Below are 19,427 nucleotides of genomic sequence, written 5' to 3'. Positions count from 1 at the left end.
CGCGGTCGCGGCGATCGTCGCCATCTACTCGCCCCAGTCCTCCTCGAGTTCGGGGGCCTCCTCTAACACGACGGGGTCCAGCGAGATGACCTCCAGCTCGGTCCCGGTGACCGGGCTGTCGATGATCTCGCCGACCTCGACGTCGGCCGGAAGCTCGATCTCCTCGCCCGTGATCGGGTCCTCTGCCAGCAGCGTGTCGGTGTCGGTCGTCATCGTGGCAGACACTCGACTGCGAACGGTGATAAAGGCTTCGAACTTATTGGATAGTTTACATAAAATGGATCGGCCGCTAACGGAAGCAGTTCGGCGAAATCGGGCCGTATCGAGATCGGATGTCAGATCTCGGTAGTAAATGTGTTCCCCTTACGGGGACGGTCGTCGACGTCGGTCGGGGGGGCGCCGACCGAGGCGACGAACGCCGAGCGGTCGTCGCGGCTCAGACATAGCGATCGACCTCCGCGCCCAGCGCCTCGCTCGCGGCGGCGAGCGCGTCGCGCTCCGCCGCCAGCGCGTCGCGGTCCGCCTCGATCCCGGACTCGACGACGGCGAGTTCCTCGGCGACCGCCTCGGGGGCCGGTCCCCCGGCGGAGTCGCGGCTCGCCACGCTGGCCGCGGGGTCGAGCGCCGACTCCAACTCCTCGCGGCTCACGTACGCCGAGAGGGGCTCACCGGTCACGTTTCGAGTGGCCTCGTCAACTTTTGCGGCCGCCGCGTCTGGCGAGTCGTCGTCACCCACCGTCTCCGCGGCCGTCGCGACGATCTCGTGGGCCGTCCGGAACGGCAGCCCGCTCATCGCGAGCAGGTCGGCGACCCCCGTCGCCGTCGAGAAGCCGTCGCCCGCGGCGCCCGCGAGCGCCGCCGCGTCCCAGTCGGCCGTCGCGACCGCGCCCGCCGCGACCTCGGTCGCCTCCCGCACGTCGTCGGCGATCTCGAACACGCCCGCGTGGGCGCGCTGGAGATCGCGGTTGTACGCGCGCGGGAGCCCCTTGAGCAGGCTCAGCGTCCCCGTCGCCTCCCCGATCGCGTCGCCGGCGACGCCGCGGGTCAGCTCCAGCGTGTCGGGGTTCTTCTTCTGCGGCATGATTGACGACGTGGACGAATACGCGTCCGACAGCTCCACGAACCCCTTGTTCGAGAAGAGGATGAGGTCCTCCGCGAGCCCCGACAGCGTCGTCGCGAGCGTGGCGCAGGCGGTCGCGCCCTCCGCGAGGAAGTCGCGGGCCGACGCCGCGTCCGTGGAGTTCCGGACCTGACCGTCGAACCCGAGCAGCTCGGCGGTGCGGTCGCGGTCGATATCGAACGGCGTCCCGGCGAAGGCGGCCGCGCCGAGCGGCGACCGGTTGACCCGGTCGTACGCGTCGAGCAGGCGCTCGGTGTCGCGCGCGACCCCGCCCTCGTACGACAGCAGGTAGTGCGCGACCGTCGTCGGCTGGGCCGGCTGGAGGTGCGTGTAGCCGGGCATCACGGTCTCGGCGTGCTCGCTCGCCACCTCGACGAGCGCCTCGCGGAGCGCGACCGTGGCCTCGGCGGCCGCGAGCAGGTCCTCACGGAGCCGGTACCGGATGCAGGTCGCCACCTCGTCGTTGCGCGAGCGGGCGGTGTGCATCCGCCCGCCGTCCGGCCCGACGCGGTCGATGACGGCCGTCTCGATCGCCTCGTGAACGTCCTCGCCGTCCGGGAGGTCGCCGTGACCGGCGGCCTCCACGTCGTCGAGCGCGCCGAGGATCTCGCCGGCGACCGCGTCGTCGACGATCGCCCGCTCGGCGAGCATCACCGTGTGCGCGCGGTCGACCGCGAGGTCCGCCTCGAAGATGGCCGCGTCGGCCGCGAGGCTCGACAGGAACTCGCGGGCGGGGCCGCCGCTGAAGCGGTCGCGCCGGACGGCGGTGCCAGGATCGTCGTCGGTCATCTATTCGGACTCGTCGTCGGTTCCGCTCCCGTCCGTCGCCAGTTCGGGCTTCGAGACCGCTTTCTTCACGTCGTTTGCGAGGCGCTCCTGGAGCCCGTGGTACTTCGCGACGCCCGTGGCGTCGGCCTGCGCGATGCCGGCGACGTCCTCGGTGTTGAACGAGGCCATCTCCTCGGAGTAGACGGCGTACTCGGAGTCGCGGGCGACGACGCGGCAGTTCCCGCCCGACACCTTCACCGTGGCCGTGCCGGTCACCACGTCCTGCGTCTCGTCGACGAAGGCGTTCAGGGCGTCGACGACGGGCGCGAACACGAGGCCCTGGTACGCCTTCTCGGACCACTCCTGCTCGATCCCCTTCTTGAACGAGCGCTCGTTCTTCGTGAGCACGAGGTCCTCCAGCGCCTGGTGGGCCGTCAGCAGGACGGTCGCGGCCGGGTGCTCGTAGTTCTCGCGCACCTTCAGCCCGAGCATGCGGTCCTCCATCACGTCGGTGCGGCCGATGCCGTAGCCGCCGGCGTACTCGTTGAGGTGCTGGATGAGCGGCACCGGGTCCATCGCCTCGCCGTCGACGGCGACGGGGACGCCCTCCTCGAACGTCACCTCGATGGTGGTCTCGCCCTCCGGCTCGGCGGTCCACTCGTAGATGTCCTCCGGCGGCTCGTAGTCCGGGTCCTCCAGCTTGCCGCCCTCGACCGCGCGCGACCAGATGTTCTCGTCGATGGACCAGACGCCGCCGTCGCCGGCCTCGACGGGCAGGTCCTTCTCGGCCGCGTAGTCGATCTCCCACTCGCGGGTGAGCCCGAGCTCGCGGACGGGCGCGATGACCTCCAGATCCGAGCCGCGCCAGACGGCCTCGAACCGGAGCTGGTCGTTCCCCTTCCCCGTGCAGCCGTGCGCGATGGCGTCACAGCCCTGATCCTCGGCGACGCCCAGGATCGCCTCGGCGATGACGGGGCGCGCGAGGGCGGTCCCGAGCGGGTAGCCCTGGTACGTCGCGTTCGTCTTCACCGCGTCGAAACACAGGTCCGCGAACTCCGCTTTCGCGTCGACGACGTGGAGGTCGAGCCCCAGCGCCTCGGCGGTCTCCTCGGCCTCGTCGAACTCCTCGGTCGGCTGCCCGACGTCGACGTTGACGCCGATGACCTCGTCGTAGCCGTACTCCTCTTTCAACAGCGGCACGCAGACTGTGGTGTCGAGTCCCCCACTGAACGCGAGTGCAACGGTTGCCATTACAGGAGTACACTGGGTTCACACTCTTAAATTCACCGCTTTAGATATAGTAAGAAAAAGGCAGCGGCGACGCTATCGGCGGACACAGCTGTCACTCTACGGGACGAAACGGCGCGAACGCGACGAGGGATGAAGATTACTGGCCCGAGGGGGCCCGTCGTCGCGCCGCGCCGGAAGCCGGTCGCGGCGGTCGGACGCCTCGTCGCGGTCGCGGGGCTCGTCGGCCTCGGAAGAGGGCGGCGTCGAGACGAGCCTCCGCGGTCATCACCAGTACTTAGTTTCGTTCCGAGATAAAAACGTTCCGCACCGGCGGCCCGATCGCAAGCCTTGCCGCCCGCGGCGAGGTCCGGCCGCGTCGGTCGACGAGCGGACCGACCGCGCCTACAAGGCCTCCCGATACGCCTCCAGCGTCCGCTCGACGTCCTCCTCCGTGTGCGCGTAGGAGGTGAACTGGCACTCGAACTGGTTGGCGGTGAGGAACACGCCGCGCTCTTTCATCTCCTGCCAGAACACGCGCTCCCAGCGGTCGGTCGCGGCGCTGGCGACGTCGGCGCCGGTCTTCGGACAGCTGTCGTACCGGGCGCAGTCGGGGTCCTGCCGACAGCCGCCCGCGCAGCAGGCGTCCGGGTCGTCGGGCGCCTCGCGGGTGAAGATCGTCTTGAACATCGAGTCGGTGCCGACGACGGTGTACTCGGGCGCGCGCTCCGCGCAGATCTCGGCGATCCCCTCGCGGAGCTTCCGGCCGAGCCGGTCGACGTGCTCGTACACGTCGTTCTCGGCGGCGTACTCCAGGTTCGCCTTCCCGGCGGCCATCGTCACCGGGTGCCCGGAGAAGGTGCCGGACTGGAACACGTCGCCCGCGGGCGTGAACCCCTCGATCACGTCGGCGCGCCCGCCGATCGCGCCCACCGGGAACCCGCCGCCGATGATTTTACCGAAGGTGGTCACGTCCGGCGTGACGCCGAACTTCGACTGCGCGCAGCCGAGGCCGCCGACGCGGAACCCGGTGATCACCTCGTCGAAGATCAGCAGCGAATCGTGGCCGTCGCACAGCTCCCGGAGCGTCTCGTGGTAGCCGTCGACGGGCATCACGATCCCCGTGTTGGCGAGGATCGGCTCGACGAGGACGGCGGCGATCTCGTCGCCGTGCTCTGCGAACACCTCCTTGGCGGCCTCCGGGTCGTTGAACGGGATCGGGAGCGTGTGCCGCGCGAACTCCTCGGGGATGCCCGCCGTCGACGGGTGCGCGTCCCCCGGCGACCCCTCGACGAGCGTCGACTCCTGCGCGCCGTGGTAGCCGCCCCGCATGACGACGATCTTGTCGCGGTCGGTGTGGCCCCGCGCGAGCCGCACCGCCGACACGGTCGCCTCCGTCCCCGAGTTGACGAACCGGATCGACTCGACGCTCGGGACGTGCCGCGCCACGAACTCGGCGTGCTCGACCTCGATCTCCGTGGGCGCGCCGTACATCGGCCCCTCCGCGACGTGCGACTGGATCGCCGCTTCGACGGGGCCGGGCAGGTCGTGGCCGTACAGGAGCGGGCCGTACCCCATCACCCAGTCGACGTACCGGTTCCCGTCGGCGTCGATCACGTGCCCGCCGTCCCCGCGCTCGATGAAGAACGGGTGCGGCATCGTCGCTCGAACGGAGGAGTTGACCCCGCCCGGCATGACCGACAGCGCGCGGTCGTACAGCCCGCGGGAGCGCTCGTGGTTCATACCGATCGGTTGGGACGGCGGGATGAAAGTAGTTGCCGACCGCCCCCGAGATCGGCGACGCGCCGTCGGACCCCGCGTTGAAGGGCGCCGCGGCTCGGCGCCGTGGCGTCGTCGAAAAAGCGCGCGTCGAAACCGCTCGTTCGCCGCTCCGAACCGCTTCCGGGCCGGTCGCGCCGCTACCAGACTACACCGCCTCCGGGCCGGTCGCGCCGGTGCGGACCTGCAGCGCGTCCTCGACCGGCATGATGAACACCTTCCCGTCGCCGGGCTCGCCGGTCTTCGCGGCGTCCGCGATCGCGTCCGCGACCTCGTCGGCCGGGATGTCGGCGACGACGACCTCGACCTTCACCTTCTGGTGGAGGTCGACCGTGAACTCCTCGCCGCGCCACTGGCCCTTCTTGGCGGGCTGGCTGCCGCGGCCGGAGACGTTCGTCACGGTGAGCGAGGGCGCGTTGACCTCCGCGAGCGACTGCTTGATGGCCCCGAGCTTGTCCGGGCGGACGACCGCGGTGACCATCTTGATCTGGGAGCCCGCCTCCTCGCCGCCGTCGGCGCGCGGGGAGTCGTCCGTGGTGTCGACCACGGCGGGGCCGCCGTCGGTCGCGACGCGGTCGCCGCCGAACTCGGGGTAGGTCTCGACGCCGTGCTCGGAGATGTCGAGCCCCTCCTGTTCGTGTTCGGGCGTGACGCGGGCCTCGCCGCTCAGCTTGAGAGCGTACCAGACGGCCGCGGTCGCGGTGAGCGTCCAGCCGCCGATGATGACGACGCCGGTCAGCTGGGCGACGAAGTGGGCGCCGACGCCGGCGCTGAGGGCGCCGGGCGCGGCGACGAACGGGAACAGCAGGGTCCCGAGCACGCCGGCGCTGCCGTGGACCGGGAACACCGCGCAGACGTCGTCGATCTTGAGCGTGTCCGAGACGAACTCGAAGACGAGGGGGAGCTGTCCGCCCGCCAGGAGACCGACGACCAGCGCGCCCCACCACGCCGTGGTGTCGGGGATGGCGGTGATGCCGACGAGCCCGGCCAGCAGGCCGTTGGCGACGTACAGCGTGTCGACCTTCCCGGTGCGGAGCCACACGACGAGGGCGGCGCCGATTCCGCCGGCCGCCATCGCGATCGTCGTGCCCATCGCGACGAGGTTGACGGTCAGCGTGTTGAACACGCCGCCGCTGACCACGGAGGCCGTCCCGACGTTGAAGCCGTACCAGCCGAACGCGAGGATGAGCGTCCCGAGCACGGCGAACGTCAGCGAGTGGCCGGGGATGACGTTCGTCGAGCCGTCCTTGGCGTAGCGGTCCATCCGCGGACCGAGCACGGCGGCGGCGGTGAGACCCGCGATACCGCCCATGCCGTGGACGATCATGCCGCCGGCGAAGTCGTGGAACGCGACACCGGTCAGCTGCGCGACGAGCCCGTCGCCCGACGCCGACCAGGTGAACGCGATGACCATTGGGTAGATGACCGCGGCCAGCAGGAACGTGTACGTGACGTACGCGCGGAGCTTCGCGCGACCGGCGACCGCGCCGGACACGATCGTCGCGGCGGTCATGGCGAACACCGCGCCGTAGAGCCAGTTGACGTACGGTCCGACCGCGCCGGACTCGACGGCGAGCTCGCCCCCGGAGAACAGCGTCCCCGCGGCGGAGACCGGGCCGCCGGAGCCGCTCATGACGCTCGTGAACGCGGTCCCGATCAGGAAGAACACCGCCACTCCGACGCTCCACGTCAGGAGGTTCTTCGTCAGCTGGTTGGCGACGTTCTTCGAGCGAACCTGCCCGGCCTCGAGCATGGCGAAGCCCGCGTGCATGAAGAAAATCAGGAACGTCACCATGAGGATCCACGTCCCGTTCATCGCGGACGCGAACGTGCTCGGATCGATCGTCGCGAGTACGCTGGTCGTCACGATTTGACCACCTCAACTGAACATACGTCCTTCGAACTGCGCGTTTCGTCCGTGTTCATGTGCTGAATCACGTTCTGGCATGGAGTAACAGGGATATATAAACGTTTGAGTTGGGTTTCACAAAAAACCGCTTTGATAATACGGCGGATGTCAGATATAAGGACGGATACATGGTGTATAAGGTTATATTCTCGGCGGATCTATTGCAATCCTTGCGATCGAATCGGACGGACGTTTTGTAAAATTATTGGCAATAAGCGACGGATCGGGCGATATCGGGGTGCGTGGCGCCGGGCGCGGCCGCTTCTGGCGATTTTTGCCACGCGGGATCTCCGCCGTTACCGTCGTGGGGGTGTCAGACCCCCGATTTCGAGCAGTTCGGGCGTTCCGAAAGGAAGTTTACGTTTGTCAACCGGATCCGCATTCGAATTCCGGATCCGGGAGCAGGGCCGCACGTTCGCGTTCGAATCGGGTACAGACGGCGCCGGACCGGGATCGGGTTCCGCTATTCCGGCTTCAGCCCCTCGCCCTGCACGCGCATCACGGCCTCGCCGTCGGCGAGGTTCGGCGCGTCGACGAGGCGGACGATCCGCTTGTCGCCCTTCGACTTGCGGAGGTACATCCGGAACGTGGAGGCGTGACCGAGGATGTTGCCGCCGATCGCCTGCGTCGGGTCACCGAAGTAAGAGTCTGGATTCGACGCGACCTGGTTGGTGACGAGGATGGCGGTGTTGAACAGGTCGCCGATCCGCATCAGGTCGTGGAGGTGCTTGTTGAGCTTCTGCTGGCGGTCGGCGAGTTCGCCTCGGCCGACGTACTCGGCGCGGAAGTGGGCGGTCAGCGAGTCCACACAGACGATCCGGATGGGCCACTCGCTCTCCTCGTGTTCCCCGGCGAGCTCCTTGGCCTTCTCCGCGAGCAGGATCTGGTGGTTGGAGTTGAACGCCTTGGCGACGTGGATCTGGTCGAGGAACGCCCCGATCAGCTCCTCCATCGCCTCCTCGTCGCTCGGCGTGCCCTCGATCTCGCGCCGCTCCATCTCGTCGGCGAGGATCTCGTCGTCAAGTCCGCGGACCATGTCGTCGATCCGCTCCGGCCGGAACGTGTCCTCGGAGTCGACGAAGATACAGCCGCCGCTGAGGCCGCCGTGCTCGGGCGGGAGCTGGACGTTGACGGCCATCTGGTGGGTCACCTGCGACTTCCCGGACCCGAACTCGCCGTACACCTCGGTGATCGACTGCGTCTCGATGCCGCCCCCGAGCAGTTCGTCCACCTCGTCGATCTGCCAGGAGAGCTTCCCGATCTCCTCGCGGCGTTCGAGCACGGTCGCGCCCGTCTCGAAGCCGCCGACGTCGGCGGCGTCGCGGGCGGCGTTGATGATGTCGCTGGCGGACGACTCGCCGATGTCCGCGGTGTTCGACATCTCGCCGGGGCTGGCGACGGCGATCGACTGGTAGCTCTCGAACCCGTTCTCGACGAGCTTGTCCGCGGTCGCTGGGCCGACTCCGGGGAGGTCCTCGAGTTCGTCTTCTGGCATGTACACGACTCTTGTTCGCCATCCCGTATAAAGACTGGTTTACACCTGAGTGAAAGTGAAAAGACGGCCGGGACGCACTCCGGAATGCGTCGGCTCCGTACATAAGCGTCCGCGCCGAAACGAGTCGGTTCCCGGCGGGCGAAACTGATCGTTTCGCACCCGGCACCGCCGGTCGCGGTCGGCGACGCGCCGCCGGCCGGTCAGAAGCCCACGCGTCGGACGTACCCGAGCTCGCGGATCTCGACGAGCAGCTCGCCGGGCAGCTCCGCGTCGGTGATCACGTACAGCTTCGGGTCGTCGGTGAACTCGGGGTCCTCGCTCAGCACCTGCCGGATCGAGACCCCGTGGTCGGCGAGGATGCCGGTCACCTCGGCGACGATCCCGGCCTCGTCGGCGGCGGCGACCTCGATGGTGAGGACCGTGAGGTCGAGGACCGGCGCCAGGTCCATCAGGCTCGGCACCGAGGAGATGTTGGTGAAGATGCGCTTCAGTTCGGGGTCGTCCAGGATGGCGTCGGTCGTCGAGTCGACCACCCGCCGGTCGACGTCGAGCTCGCGCGCGATCCCGGTGTACGGGATCTCGATTCCGCCCGAGACGACGCGGCCCTCCTCGTTGACGGAGAAACCGCGCTCTAAGAACAGCCGGATGACCGCCTGCTGGCTCGGTGACCCCTCGAACTTCTCGAGGATCTCGTCGAACATTCGTTACTACGGGCGGTCGCGGCGCGCCGGTATAAATGACGGTGCGTCGCGCCCGTCGGCTCGCGTCGCGGGAGCGACGACCGGCCTCAGTCGACCAGCCCGGCGTACGCGCCGCCGAGCGCGACGCCGTACACGAGGTGACCGATCGCGCTCAGCGCGCTGACGTTGGGAAGCGGGGGATTCGCCGGGGAACCGACCGCGGAGAGCCAGACCGGCATCACCAGCACGGCGAGCGCGACCCAGACCGCGAGCCCGTACGCCGCGCCGGCGCCGAGCGACGCTCCGGTGCTCTCGCCGATCGAGGGCCGCACCCCGACGAGCGCGGCGAAGCCGACGCCGATGACCGCACCGTGGGACATGTGGACCACCCAGCCGAGGAACGGCGCCGCCGGCGGCGCGAGCCCGTACATCGACGGGATCACGACCTCCAACAGCGGCGCGGGGATCACGTACGTCATCACGAGTCCGAAGACGACGCTGCCGACGAGCCCGCTCGCCACGCCCGCCTTCCAGTTACCGGCCTCGGTCGATACTTCGCTCGTCGCTGTCGCGGTTTCAGTCGCCATGTCGTCTCCTACCTCGCGAAAGAACCGGTAATACGTGCTGGTAAAATGCGTTCGCCGTACACTCGACCCAAACTTATATCTTCGTTAGGTTTTCGTTAGTAAATTAATACTCCGATACCCCGTCAGCGACGCCGATCGTCCCTCGACCACTTCCGCCGCGGCACCCCACCCCTTTTAGCCGATGGCGACGAACCTCGGCCCGTGTCAGAGTCGCCGCATCTGCGGTTCTTCCCGTACGAGGAGCCGTATCCGAACCAGCGCGAGGCGATGGACAGGATCGCCAACGCGCTGGACCGGGGACAGGACGTGCTGTTCGAGGGGGCGCCCGGAACGGGCAAGACCCTCTCCGCGCTCGTGCCCGCCTTAGAGCACGCCCGCGAGCACGACCGCACGGTCGTGATCACGACTAACGTCCACCAGCAGATGCGGCAGTTCGTCGAGGACGCCCGCGCGATCACCGGCGAAGAGCCCATCCGCGCGGTCGTGTTCAAGGGGAAGTCGTCGATGTGCCACATCGACGTCGACTACCAGGAGTGTCAGACCCTCCGCGACACCACCCGCGAACTGGTCGAAACGGAGAGCGAAGTCCGCGAGCTGGAGACCCGCCAGCGCGAGCTGCTCGCCGAGAGCCGCGAGGGCGACGCCGGCGCGGCCGAGGCCCGCGAGGCGATCATGGACGAGCTCGACGAGCTGGAGACGGCGATCGACGAGTACGAGGCCGCGAACGTCTGCGCGCACTACCGGAACAACCTCGTCGAGGACACCGACGAGTTCTTCGGGTGGCTGTTCGACGACGTCCGCACCCCAGAGGACGTGTACGCGTACGCGGACGAGCGCGAGCTCTGCGGCTACGAGCTGCTCAAGGAGGGAATGGAGGGAGTGGACCTGGTCGTCTGCAACTACCACCACCTGCTCGATCCGAACATCCGCGAGCAGTTCTTCCGGTGGATCGACCGCGACCCGTCGGAGATAATCACCGTCTTCGACGAGGCGCACAACGTCGAGGACGCCGCCCGCGACCACGCCACCCGCACGCTCACGGAGACCACCCTCGACGCCGCCTTGGAGGAGCTCGCCGACAGCGACGACTCCCGCGCCGAGGCCGCCGAGAACGTCGTCCACGCGTTCCGCGACGCCGTGGTCGAGACGTACGACGACGCGCTCGGGTTCGGCGAGCGCGAGTCGGTCGGCGAGAACTGGGAGGACCTCTCCGTCGCCAACGACGACCGCCGCGACGACCTGACGCTGGCGTTCCTCCGGAACTACGAGGGGAAGGGGATCGACACGGAGACGGAGCTCGCCGTCCAGCTCGGGCAGGCGTTAGACGAGGAGTACGAGCGGCGCTACCGGGACGGCGAGACGACGACCCGGACCGAGTGTCAGACCCTGCAGGTCGCTCGGTTCGTCTCGACGTGGATGGAGGAGGGAACCGAGCTCGGTCAGTACCCGGTCGTCTCCGTGCGTCGCGACGGCGCCACCGACGAGGTGTACGGCCGCGCCGAGCTGTACACCTGCATCCCCCGTCGAGTGACCGAGGCGCTGTTCGACGAGGTCGCCGCCTCGGTGCTGATGAGCGCGACGCTCCGCCCCTTCGATGTCACCGAGGACGTGCTCGGGCTGGAGGACGCGGTGTCGCTCGCGTACGAGATGGGGTACCCGGAGGAGAACCGTCGGACGTTCGCGGTCGACGCCCCGCCGCTGTTCGCCTCCGAGCGCAACGACCCGGAGACCCAGGAGGCGGTGTCGTCGCTGCTGCGCGACGCGATCCGTTTCACTCCGGGCAACACGCTCGCCTTCTTCCCCTCGTACGCCGAGGCCGAACGGTACTACGAGCGGCTCGGCGGCTCGGCGGGGACCGGTGCCGGAGGCGACGTCGGGGCCGGAGCCGGACTCGCGGGCGCCGACCTCGGCTCCCTCTACCTCGACGGGCCCGATCAGGACGAGGAGGACCTGCGCCGGACGTTCGTCGACAGCGACGACGCCGCGCTGTTCACCTCGCTGTGGGGAACGCTCGCGGAGGGAGTGAGCTTCGACGCCGACGACGCCCGGACGGTGGTGGTCGTCGGCGTTCCCTACCCGTACCTCTCCGACCGGATGGAGGCGGTTCAGGACGCCTATGACCGGGCGTTCGCCGATCGCGACCGCGCCCGCGACCCCGGCTGGGCGTACGCCGTCGAGATCCCGACGATCCGCAAGACCAGACAGGCGCTCGGCCGCGTGGTCCGCGGTCCCGACGACTTCGGCGTCCGGATCCTCGCCGACCGCCGGTACACGACGGCGGACATGGGCAAGTACTCGGTCCGGAGCGCGTTCCCGCCGGAGGAGCGGGAGGAGCTGCTCGACGTCGACCCCGAGAAGCTGAAGTTCGCGATGCTCAACTTCTACGGTGACCACGACGCGTACGACGGGTCGCCACCGGAGCCGTGACGCTGTGGGGCCGCCGCCGAGCAGGGGATGGGCTGTGGGGCCGCCGCCGCGCCGGGGGTGAGGCTGTGGGGCCGCGGCCGTGCCGGATCCGCACCGGACGTCGGCTACCCCGGCATCGTCGCGAGCAGCGCCGTGATCCCGAACAGCACGATCGACAGCAGCGTCGTGATCACGGCGTGGATCACGGTCATCCCGGCCACGACCCGCCGGGGCTGGTCGTAGCTCCACGCGAACATCGCGCCGTCGACGAGGAGCGCGGCCGGGACGAGGAGCGCCTCGGAGACGGCGAACGCCCCACCGACGACGCCGATCACCGCGGGGAGCGGACCGACGTAGAGGGCGCGGCGCGGGTCGACGTCGCCGAGGACGTTCCGGGCGGCGAGGTGTGCGGTCACGGAGAGGAACAGCGCGAACAGGATGGTCGTCCCCAGCACCGTGATCGGCGTCACCGTCTGAAGAAGCATACCCGACCTACGGGACGGCGGGTAAAAGTGGTCGCGGGATCGGTCCGTCGCGAGCGGCGCGGCGTCGCCCGCCTACGCCAACAGCCCGAGGCCGTCCAGCTCCTCGACGATCACGTCGACGGCGGCCGCCGCGTCGTCCGGGCTCGTCCCGCCCGTGACGACGAGCTTCCCGCTGCCGAACAACAGCGCCACGACGTCCGGTTCGTCCAGCCGGTAGACGAGCCCGGGGAACTGCTCCGGCTCGTACTCGATGTGTTCGAGCCCGAGCCCGATCGCGATCGCGTTGAGGTTGAGGCTCTCGCCGAGGTCGGCGGACGTGACGATGTTCTGGACCGTGATCTCGGGTTCCTCGATCGGGATCTGGAGCGCGCGGAGCTCGTCGAACACGATGGCGAGGCTCTCGTGGACGGCGTCGATCGAGTTCGCGCCCGTGCACACGATCTTCCCGGACCGGAAGATCAGAGCGGCCGATTTCGGGTCCGTGGTGCGGTACACGAGCCCGGGGAACTGCTCGGGGTCGTAGTCGGCGCCCTCCAGGTCCATCGCGACGCTCTGGAGATCGAGCTCCTGCCCGATCCCCGTGGAGGCAACGACGTTCTCTATCGTGATCGTCTCCTTCGGATCGGCCATTACTACTAACACGATCGGTTGATTCATTTAAAAAGGTGCGTGGTCGGAACCGCTATCCTCTTGCGAGCGGCTCCCCGACTCCGGGGCGTGTACTGGCTCGAACTCGCCGGGGAGACGGACGCCTTCGCCGCCCGCGAGGCCGCCACCGCCGCGACCGGCGTGGAGCTGCTCGCGCCCGGGGTCGCCGCCGCCGGCAGCGTCGGACTCACCCGTAGCGACGCGGCGGGCGACGACCCACGCGCCGGCGGCGACGCCCCGGGCGCCGCGAGTGCCGCGACCGATCGCGCCGGAGTGCGCCGGCTCGCCTACACCCGCGCCGCCCACGAGGCGGTCGCCCGCACGGACGCCGACCTCGCCGCCGCCGTCGCCGCGCTCGACGCGGCGCCGCTCGACCGCTCGGGGACGGTCGCGGTGCGGGCCCGGAACGTCCGGAACACGGCGACCGTCTCGACGAGCGACGCCGAGCGCGCCCTCGGCGGCGTCCTCGTCGACCGCGGCTTCGACGTCGACCTCGACGACCCCGACCACGTCCTGCGCGCGCTGTTCGCGGCGGGCGAGCGCGCCGCTCACGACGCGATCCCCGGCGCCGACGGCGGCGACGCGTCCGTCTGCGCGCTCGGCTGGGTCGCCGCGGAGGCCGCTCGCGACTTCGCCCCCAAACCGACCGACCGCCCGTTCTTCCAGCCGGGGAGCATGGCGCCGGCCGACGCCCGCGCGTACGCCAACCTCGCGGGCGCCGCGCCCGGCCGGACCCTGCTCGACCCGATGTGCGGGACCGGCGGGCTCCCGCTGGAGGCCGGGCTCGTCGGCGCCGACGTCGTCGCCTGCGACGCCCAGCGGAAGATGGTCCGCGGGACGCGGGAGAACCTCCGCGAGTACGTGGGTGACTCCCCGGAGCACCCGAGCTGGCACGTCGCCCGCGGCGACGCCACGGCCCTCCCGCTCCGCGACGACGCCGTCGACGGCGTCGCCTTCGACGCGCCGTACGGCCGCCAGTCGAAGGTCGCCACCCACGACCTCGCCGACCTCGTCTCGGGCGCGCTCGCGGAGGCGGCCCGGGTCGCGCCCCGCGCCGTCGTCGTCGCCGACCGGGACTGGCGCGGGTCGGCCCGCGCGGCGGGCTGGACGGTCGACGCCGCCTTCGAGCGCCGCGTCCACCGGTCGCTCACCCGACACGTGCTGGTGCTCGATCGGGCGTGAGCGCGTCCGATCCCGGACCGCGACCGACGCGATCACGCCGCGTTTGGACCGTCCCGAGAGTGAACGACCGGTCGGTGATACTCGGCAGCTGAGCGTCGCAGCCGACAAGTTTCAGTTTCACTCTCCCTCCGGGCAACGGTTAAGTGGACGGCCTCTCGTGGTGTGCATATGACCGGGGACGCCGGCGGCGACATGCTCTCGTGGGACGAGTCGGTGTTCCGCGACGAGTCGGTGTTCGAGATCGACCACGTCCCCGAGACGTTCCGCCACCGCGAGAGCCAGCTGGAGAGCCTGAAGTACGCGCTCCGCCCCGCGGTGCGCGGCTCTCGCCCCCTCAACACGATGGTGCGCGGCCCGCCCGGCACCGGCAAGACGACCGCGGTCCAGAAGCTGTTCGGCGAGCTCGGCGCCCGCACCGACGTCCGGACGGTCCGCGTCAACTGCCAAGTCGACTCGACGCGGTACGCCGTCTTCTCGCGGCTGTTCGAGGGGATATTCGACTACGAGCCGCCCTCCTCGGGGATCTCCTTCAAGAAGCTGTTCGGTCAGATCACCGACCGGCTCGTCGAGGAGGACGACGTGCTCGTCGTCGCCTTAGACGACGTGAACTACCTCTTCTACGAGAACGAGGCGTCGGACACCCTCTACTCGCTGCTGCGCGCCCACGAGGCGCACTCGGGCGCGAAGATCGGCGTCATCGTCGTCTCCTCGGACCTCGGCCTCGACGTGATCGACGACCTCGACACCCGCGTGCAGTCGGTGTTCCGCCCGGAGGAGGTGTACTTCCCCGTCTACGACGCCACCGAGATCTACGACATCCTCTTCGAGCGCGCGAAGCGCGGCTTCCACGACGGCGTCATCGCCGACGCCGAGCTGGAGCGCGTCGCCGACCTCACCGCCGAGAGCGGCGACCTCCGGGTCGGGATCGACCTGCTCCGCCGCGCCGGGTTGAACGCCGAGATGCGCGCCTCGAAGACGATCGCCGACGAGGATGTGGAGTCGGCGTACGACAAGTCGAAGCACGTCCACCTCTCGCGGTCGCTCCGCGGGCTCTCGGAATCAGAGCGCGCCCTCGTCCGCGTGCTCGCGGAGAACGACGGCGAGCGCGCCGGGACGGTGTACGAGGCGTTCCGCGACGAGACCGACCTCGGCTACACCCGCTACTCCGAGATCATCAACAAGCTCGACCAGCTCGGCGTGATCGAGGCCGAGTACGCCGACGTCGAGGGTCGCGGCCGCTCCCGCGAGCTCTCCCTGGCCTACGACGCGGAGGCGGTGCTGGACCGGCTGGAGTGATCGGCGCCGACGCCTTTTCGGTCCTCCCCGTCGAGTCGGTGGTATGAAGACGAGCGGCGGGAGCGACGCGGCGAAGCGACGCGCCGGCGAGTCGGCGGCGGCGGCGGTCGACGACGGCGACGTCGTCGGCCTCGGGACGGGCTCGACCGCGGCCCACGCGATCCGGCGACTGGGCGAGCGAGTCGACGCCGGGCTGGGCGTCCGCGGGGTTCCGACCTCGTTCGCGAGCCGCGAGCTCGCCGCCGACCGCGGGATCCCGCTGCTCGACCTCGACGAGGCGACGGGGCCCGACGCGCCCGGGATCGACGTCGCGATCGACGGCGCCGATCAGGTCGCGGTCGGCGACGGCGGGCCGACCGCGGGCCCGCTCATAAAGGGCGGCGGCGCCGCGCACGCCCGCGAGAAGCTGGTCGACGCCGCGGCCGACCGCTTCCTCGTCGTCGCCGATCCGTCGAAGGAGGCCGCGGCTCTCGACCGCCCCGTTCCGGTAGAGGTGCTTCCCGCCGGCCGATCCGCGGTGGCCGAGGCGGTCCGCGCGGCGGGCGGCGAGCCGACCCTCCGCCGCGCGGAGCGGAAGGACGGCCCGGTCGTCACCGACAACGGGAACCTCGTGCTCGACTGTTCGTTCGGCGAAATCGCGGAGCCCTCGGCGCTCGCGACGACCCTCTCCGCGACGCCGGGCGTCGTCGAACACGGCCTCTTCGTCGGCCTCGCCGACGAGGTCCACGTCGGAACGGACTCCGGGGTTCGGGTGCTCACGCGCTGATCTCCGGGACGCGGTCGCTACCGACGTGCGCGGCGGTCGCGCCGCTCTGCGGTCGGCGCGCGGTCAAAAAATCGGGTCGAGAGTCGCGTCCGCCTTAGAGGTCGCGCGGCTGGACCGTCTTCCGGTCGTTGGCCTCGGCGCGGCGCGCGGCGTCTTCGAGCAGCTCGTCCACTTCGTCGTCGAGCGCGTCGTAGAAGTCCGAAGCGACGTTCTTGTCGTCCAGCGCTTCCTTGACGGCCGCTTTGACAATAAGGTCTGCCATGCGATCGGTGATATCCATCGACAGTTAATAAGAGTTCCTGAATTCGACCGCGAGGGGCGCCCTGCGGCCCGTTCGCGAGGGGGTGCCGGAATGCTTCCTTATAAGCTTTGTGAGACCGCTCGGCGAGCGGGGCCGCTCGCCCGCCGCGGACCGATAGGTTCGACCCGTTCGGCCCCTGACGGGGACGCATGCGCGACACGCTCAAGGCGCTCGACGCCGGCGATATCGGCGTCGCGGAGGCGGAATCGCGGCTCGCGGGCTACGCGACGACGGCGGCCGGCCGGTTCGACGCCGCCCGCGAGCACCGACGAGGGATCCCCGAGGCGATCCTCGCGGAGGGGAAGACGCCGGCGGAGGTCGCGGCGCTGACGGCGACCGCGGTCGAGACGACCGGCCGCGCGCTCGTCACCCGGGCCGACGCCGAGGACGCGGCGGCGATCCGGACGGCGATGGCGGACCTCGATCTCGAGACCGCGGCGTCGCTCGACCCCACCGTCGACCACGACGAGCGGGCCGGGACCGTCGTCGTCCACGCCGCCGACTTCGACCCGCCCGCGCTCGACGCGACGCTCTCGGTCGTCGCGGCGGGCACCGCCGACGCGGCGGCCGCGGGCGAGGCGGCGGTGGTCGCCGGCGAGATCGGCGCGACCGTCGACCGCGTGGACGACGTCGGCGTCGCGAACCTCGACCGGATCCTGGACCAGCGCGACCGGGTCCGCGAGGCCGACGTCGTCGTGGTCGCGGCGGGCCGCGAGGGGGCGCTCCCCACGGTCGTCGCGGGACTCGTCGCGGCGCCGGTGATCGCGCTCCCGGTGTCGACGGGATACGGCGTCGGCGGCGAGGGCGTCGCCGCGCTCCACGGTGCGCTCCAGTCCTGTTCGGTGCTCACGACGGTGAACGTCGACGCCGGCTTCGTCGCCGGGGCGCAGGCGGGGCTGATAGCGCGCGCGGTCGACGCGGCGCGGCGCGACTGACCGCCGGCTCCCCACCCGTCTCATGACGGGGCTTTATATGTAGATTTCCGGAAGCTGGCGGGGGTGAGAAAGGGTATTTGTCCGTCGAAACCTTACGATCTATCGCCGGCAACCACCGGTACCGAATGCCACTCTGTGACCACTGCGGGTCGCACGTCTCGGACCGCTTCGCACGCGTCTTCGCGGACGAGTACGGCGACCTGAACGCCTGTCCGGACTGTTCCGCGAACGCCGGGATCGCCGAAGTCTCCCGAGAACGCGCTCGTACTGGGGACTGACCCGGTCGATCCCGCCGCGACACCGCACCCGACCGCGTTCGCGCCGCCCGCGCGTCCGGCTTCCCCGACCGCGCCGAGACCGACAGGTATTCCTCGCGCCCGCGCCGACCGGGCGCCGTGTCGACGCCGAGTCAGGACGCGCCGCACCACGTCTACGTGATCGAGTGCGCGGACGGGACGCTGTACACCGGCTACACCACCGACGTGGAGCGGCGCGTTGCCGAGCACGACGCCGGAGAGGGCGCGAAGTACACCAGGGGACGGACGCCCGTGACCTTACGGCACGTTGAGTCGTTCGACTCGAAGTCGGCGGCGATGTCGCGGGAACACGAGATCAAGTCGCTCACCCGCGCGCAGAAGGAGGCGCTGATCGGGGCGGAGAACGACTGAGTCACGGCGGCCGATCCGCGGGGGCTCGGCCGGTGTCGGTCGGCTCCCGGCTACTCCACGAGCCGTTCGATTTCGGTGACCAGGATGCCGCTCGCGCCGACAGCCTTCAGCTCCGAGATCGTCGCGAACACGTCGCGCTCCTCGACGACGGCGTGGACCGCCACCATCCCGTTCCCGTCCTCGTCGGCCTCGACGTCCATCACCGTCGGGCCGCCGAGCCCGGGGATCACGTCTTTGACCTCGTCGAGCCGCTCCGTCGGCGCGTTCATCATCAGGTAGCGCCGGCCGTCGGCCGCGAGCACGGACTCGAACGCGGTCAACACCTGTTCGACCTTCGGGTCGTCGACCACGTCGGGGCGCGCGAACAGCCGCACCGAGGAGTCGAGCACGTCGTCGATCACGGCCAAGCGGTTCACCTTCAGCGTCGTCCCCGTCGAGGTGATGTCGACGATGGCGTCGGCCATGTCGACGTGGGGCGTCAGCTCCGTCGCGCCCGTCACGGTGACCACGTCGGCGTCGACGCCCACCCGATCGAGGTAGTCGTGGGTGACCGCCGGGAACTCGGTGGCGACGGTCCCGCCGGCGAGGTCGCCGACGGTCTCGACCGCGCCGTCCTCCGGGGCCGCGAGGACGAGCTTACAGGAGCCGTACCCCAGATCGAGCAGGTCGACGAGGTCGCCGTCGGCCGCGGACGCGGCGCCGTCCGCCACGCCGCCGGACTCCGCCGCCTGATCGAGCCCCGTGATCCCGAGGTCGGCCGCGCCGTCCCGGACGTACTCGGGGATGTCGGCCGCGCGCGCGAACAGCACCGTCACGTCGGGGTCGACGGTGTCGGCGTACAGCTGACGGTCGGCGGTCTCCTCGACGTGGAGCCCCGCGCGCTCCAACAGCGAGAGCGTCGGGTCGTGCAGGCGGCCCTTGTTGGGGACGGCGATGCGCATACGGATAGCGTCGCGGGGCGACGGGGAAACGTTTTCGTCCGGTGAGCGGCGGACGGGATCCATGCGCAGCCGACTAATTAGACACCGTGGCGGCGGCGCGTGCCGACGAGCGGCCGACAGGCCGTGAGTCAGCGCGCGCGAGGGAGTCGCTGGCGTGGGACGCGCCAGCGACAGGGCGAGAGCAAAGCTCTCGCTTGCAACCGGCGCGTAGCGCCGGTGACGAGGCTGGGGAGG

The 19,427-nt window shown here is 70.1% G+C and carries 19 protein-coding genes; 7 read left to right on the top strand and 12 right to left on the bottom strand.

The window, feature by feature from the left end:
* Positions 1 to 24: 24 nt before the first annotated feature.
* From lysW to DJ73_RS18440, 8 genes are all read right to left on the bottom strand, one after another.
* Positions 25 to 213, bottom strand: coding sequence for a lysine biosynthesis protein LysW (gene lysW / locus DJ73_RS18475; protein ID WP_094522830.1), 189 nt, complete (start codon positions 211 to 213; stop codon positions 25 to 27).
* 223 nt (positions 214 to 436) lie between these two features.
* Entirely contained in the window at positions 437 to 1,909 is a 1,473-nt protein-coding gene (gene argH, locus DJ73_RS18470) for an argininosuccinate lyase (RefSeq protein WP_094558702.1), read from the bottom strand.
* Complete coding sequence (locus DJ73_RS18465) at positions 1,910 to 3,139, bottom strand: argininosuccinate synthase (RefSeq protein ID WP_094527290.1); 1,230 nt, start codon at positions 3,137 to 3,139, stop codon at positions 1,910 to 1,912. It abuts the gene before it with no gap.
* A 381-nt stretch (positions 3,140 to 3,520) separates the two neighbouring features.
* On the bottom strand, positions 3,521 to 4,858 hold the full coding sequence (locus DJ73_RS18460; protein ID WP_094558701.1) for a glutamate-1-semialdehyde 2,1-aminomutase: 1,338 nt from the start codon (positions 4,856 to 4,858) through the stop codon (positions 3,521 to 3,523).
* Between the two features lie 184 nt (positions 4,859 to 5,042).
* Positions 5,043 to 6,761 (bottom strand): ammonium transporter, encoded by a 1,719-nt coding sequence (locus tag DJ73_RS18455; RefSeq protein ID WP_176451168.1) that lies wholly within the window; start codon positions 6,759 to 6,761, stop codon positions 5,043 to 5,045.
* Positions 6,762 to 7,266: 505 nt separating this feature from the next.
* Positions 7,267 to 8,298, bottom strand: coding sequence for a DNA repair and recombination protein RadA (radA, locus tag DJ73_RS18450; protein ID WP_094522838.1), 1,032 nt, complete (start codon positions 8,296 to 8,298; stop codon positions 7,267 to 7,269).
* A gap of 200 nt (positions 8,299 to 8,498) precedes the next feature.
* Positions 8,499 to 8,999, bottom strand: a complete 501-nt coding sequence (locus DJ73_RS18445; RefSeq protein WP_094522840.1) for an ACT domain-containing protein — start codon at positions 8,997 to 8,999, stop codon at positions 8,499 to 8,501.
* Positions 9,000 to 9,085: 86 nt separating this feature from the next.
* Positions 9,086 to 9,565, bottom strand: coding sequence for a histidine kinase (locus DJ73_RS18440; RefSeq protein ID WP_094522842.1), 480 nt, complete (start codon positions 9,563 to 9,565; stop codon positions 9,086 to 9,088).
* A gap of 201 nt (positions 9,566 to 9,766) precedes the next feature.
* On the opposite strand from DJ73_RS18440, the gene DJ73_RS18435 reads away from it, so the two are divergent.
* Positions 9,767 to 11,992 (top strand): ATP-dependent DNA helicase, encoded by a 2,226-nt coding sequence (locus DJ73_RS18435; protein ID WP_094558700.1) that lies wholly within the window; start codon positions 9,767 to 9,769, stop codon positions 11,990 to 11,992.
* 104 nt (positions 11,993 to 12,096) lie between these two features.
* Here the strand turns inward: DJ73_RS18435 and DJ73_RS18430 are convergent, their stop codons facing one another.
* Together DJ73_RS18430 and DJ73_RS18425 are read right to left on the bottom strand one after the other, a co-directional pair.
* Positions 12,097 to 12,456, bottom strand: coding sequence for a hypothetical protein (locus DJ73_RS18430; RefSeq protein ID WP_094527294.1), 360 nt, complete (start codon positions 12,454 to 12,456; stop codon positions 12,097 to 12,099).
* 72 nt (positions 12,457 to 12,528) lie between these two features.
* Entirely contained in the window at positions 12,529 to 13,086 is a 558-nt protein-coding gene (locus DJ73_RS18425) for a TATA-box-binding protein (RefSeq protein WP_094522848.1), read from the bottom strand.
* 87 nt (positions 13,087 to 13,173) lie between these two features.
* Between DJ73_RS18425 and DJ73_RS18420 the strand changes: the two genes are divergently transcribed.
* The 3 genes from DJ73_RS18420 (at position 13,174) to rpiA (ending at position 16,348) form a co-directional block, all read left to right on the top strand.
* Positions 13,174 to 14,286, top strand: coding sequence for a methyltransferase domain-containing protein (locus DJ73_RS18420; RefSeq protein ID WP_094558699.1), 1,113 nt, complete (start codon positions 13,174 to 13,176; stop codon positions 14,284 to 14,286).
* Between the two features lie 168 nt (positions 14,287 to 14,454).
* Positions 14,455 to 15,582, top strand: coding sequence for an ORC1-type DNA replication protein (locus tag DJ73_RS18415; protein ID WP_094522852.1), 1,128 nt, complete (start codon positions 14,455 to 14,457; stop codon positions 15,580 to 15,582).
* Between the two features lie 43 nt (positions 15,583 to 15,625).
* Positions 15,626 to 16,348: a ribose-5-phosphate isomerase RpiA gene (rpiA, locus tag DJ73_RS18410; RefSeq protein WP_094558698.1), complete on the top strand. Its 723-nt coding sequence runs from the start codon at positions 15,626 to 15,628 to the stop codon at positions 16,346 to 16,348.
* Between the two features lie 94 nt (positions 16,349 to 16,442).
* Here rpiA and DJ73_RS18405 read toward each other — a convergent pair whose 3' ends face one another.
* Positions 16,443 to 16,610, bottom strand: coding sequence for a DUF1931 family protein (locus DJ73_RS18405; protein WP_004047560.1), 168 nt, complete (start codon positions 16,608 to 16,610; stop codon positions 16,443 to 16,445).
* 188 nt (positions 16,611 to 16,798) lie between these two features.
* Here DJ73_RS18405 and larB point away from each other — a divergent pair, with 188 nt between their 5' ends.
* From larB to DJ73_RS18395, 3 genes are all read left to right on the top strand, one after another.
* Positions 16,799 to 17,584, top strand: coding sequence for a nickel pincer cofactor biosynthesis protein LarB (gene larB, locus DJ73_RS18400; protein ID WP_094522856.1), 786 nt, complete (start codon positions 16,799 to 16,801; stop codon positions 17,582 to 17,584).
* Between the two features lie 125 nt (positions 17,585 to 17,709).
* Positions 17,710 to 17,862 carry a hypothetical protein gene (locus DJ73_RS20515; protein WP_170938278.1) on the top strand — a complete coding sequence of 51 codons (153 nt, stop codon included), beginning with the start codon at positions 17,710 to 17,712 and terminating at the stop codon, positions 17,860 to 17,862.
* Positions 17,863 to 17,979: 117 nt separating this feature from the next.
* Positions 17,980 to 18,252 (top strand): GIY-YIG nuclease family protein, encoded by a 273-nt coding sequence (locus DJ73_RS18395; protein WP_094522858.1) that lies wholly within the window; start codon positions 17,980 to 17,982, stop codon positions 18,250 to 18,252.
* A 50-nt stretch (positions 18,253 to 18,302) separates the two neighbouring features.
* Here DJ73_RS18395 and hisG read toward each other — a convergent pair whose 3' ends face one another.
* On the bottom strand, positions 18,303 to 19,193 hold the full coding sequence (gene hisG / locus DJ73_RS18390; RefSeq protein WP_094558697.1) for an ATP phosphoribosyltransferase: 891 nt from the start codon (positions 19,191 to 19,193) through the stop codon (positions 18,303 to 18,305).
* Positions 19,194 to 19,427 lie beyond the last annotated feature (234 nt).

It is taken from the genome of Halorubrum sp. Ea1, from assembly GCF_002252965.1.
Classification (GTDB): Archaea; Halobacteriota; Halobacteria; order Halobacteriales; family Haloferacaceae; genus Halorubrum.
Note: the sequence above shows the minus strand (reverse complement) of the source record. Positions and strands in the feature narration are given on the sequence as shown.

Excerpts from the sequence above, each read along its gene's own strand:
- lysW (WP_094522830.1), bottom strand. The coding sequence starts at position 213 with ATGACGACCGACACCGACACGCTGCTGGCAGAGGACCCGATCACGGGC.
- argH (WP_094558702.1), bottom strand. The coding sequence starts at position 1,909 with ATGACCGACGACGATCCTGGCACCGCCGTCCGGCGCGACCGCTTCAGC.
- DJ73_RS18465 (WP_094527290.1), bottom strand. The coding sequence starts at position 3,139 with ATGGCAACCGTTGCACTCGCGTTCAGTGGGGGACTCGACACCACAGTC.
- DJ73_RS18460 (WP_094558701.1), bottom strand. The coding sequence starts at position 4,858 with ATGAACCACGAGCGCTCCCGCGGGCTGTACGACCGCGCGCTGTCGGTC.
- radA (WP_094522838.1), bottom strand. The coding sequence starts at position 8,298 with ATGCCAGAAGACGAACTCGAGGACCTCCCCGGAGTCGGCCCAGCGACC.
- DJ73_RS18445 (WP_094522840.1), bottom strand. The coding sequence starts at position 8,999 with ATGTTCGACGAGATCCTCGAGAAGTTCGAGGGGTCACCGAGCCAGCAG.
- DJ73_RS18440 (WP_094522842.1), bottom strand. The coding sequence starts at position 9,565 with ATGGCGACTGAAACCGCGACAGCGACGAGCGAAGTATCGACCGAGGCC.
- DJ73_RS18430 (WP_094527294.1), bottom strand. The coding sequence starts at position 12,456 with ATGCTTCTTCAGACGGTGACGCCGATCACGGTGCTGGGGACGACCATC.
- DJ73_RS18425 (WP_094522848.1), bottom strand. The coding sequence starts at position 13,086 with ATGGCCGATCCGAAGGAGACGATCACGATAGAGAACGTCGTTGCCTCC.
- DJ73_RS18415 (WP_094522852.1), top strand. The coding sequence starts at position 14,455 with ATGACCGGGGACGCCGGCGGCGACATGCTCTCGTGGGACGAGTCGGTG.
- rpiA (WP_094558698.1), top strand. The coding sequence starts at position 15,626 with ATGAAGACGAGCGGCGGGAGCGACGCGGCGAAGCGACGCGCCGGCGAG.
- DJ73_RS18405 (WP_004047560.1), bottom strand. The coding sequence starts at position 16,610 with ATGGCAGACCTTATTGTCAAAGCGGCCGTCAAGGAAGCGCTGGACGAC.
- larB (WP_094522856.1), top strand. The coding sequence starts at position 16,799 with ATGCGCGACACGCTCAAGGCGCTCGACGCCGGCGATATCGGCGTCGCG.
- DJ73_RS20515 (WP_170938278.1), top strand. The coding sequence starts at position 17,710 with ATGCCACTCTGTGACCACTGCGGGTCGCACGTCTCGGACCGCTTCGCA.
- hisG (WP_094558697.1), bottom strand. The coding sequence starts at position 19,193 with ATGCGCATCGCCGTCCCCAACAAGGGCCGCCTGCACGACCCGACGCTC.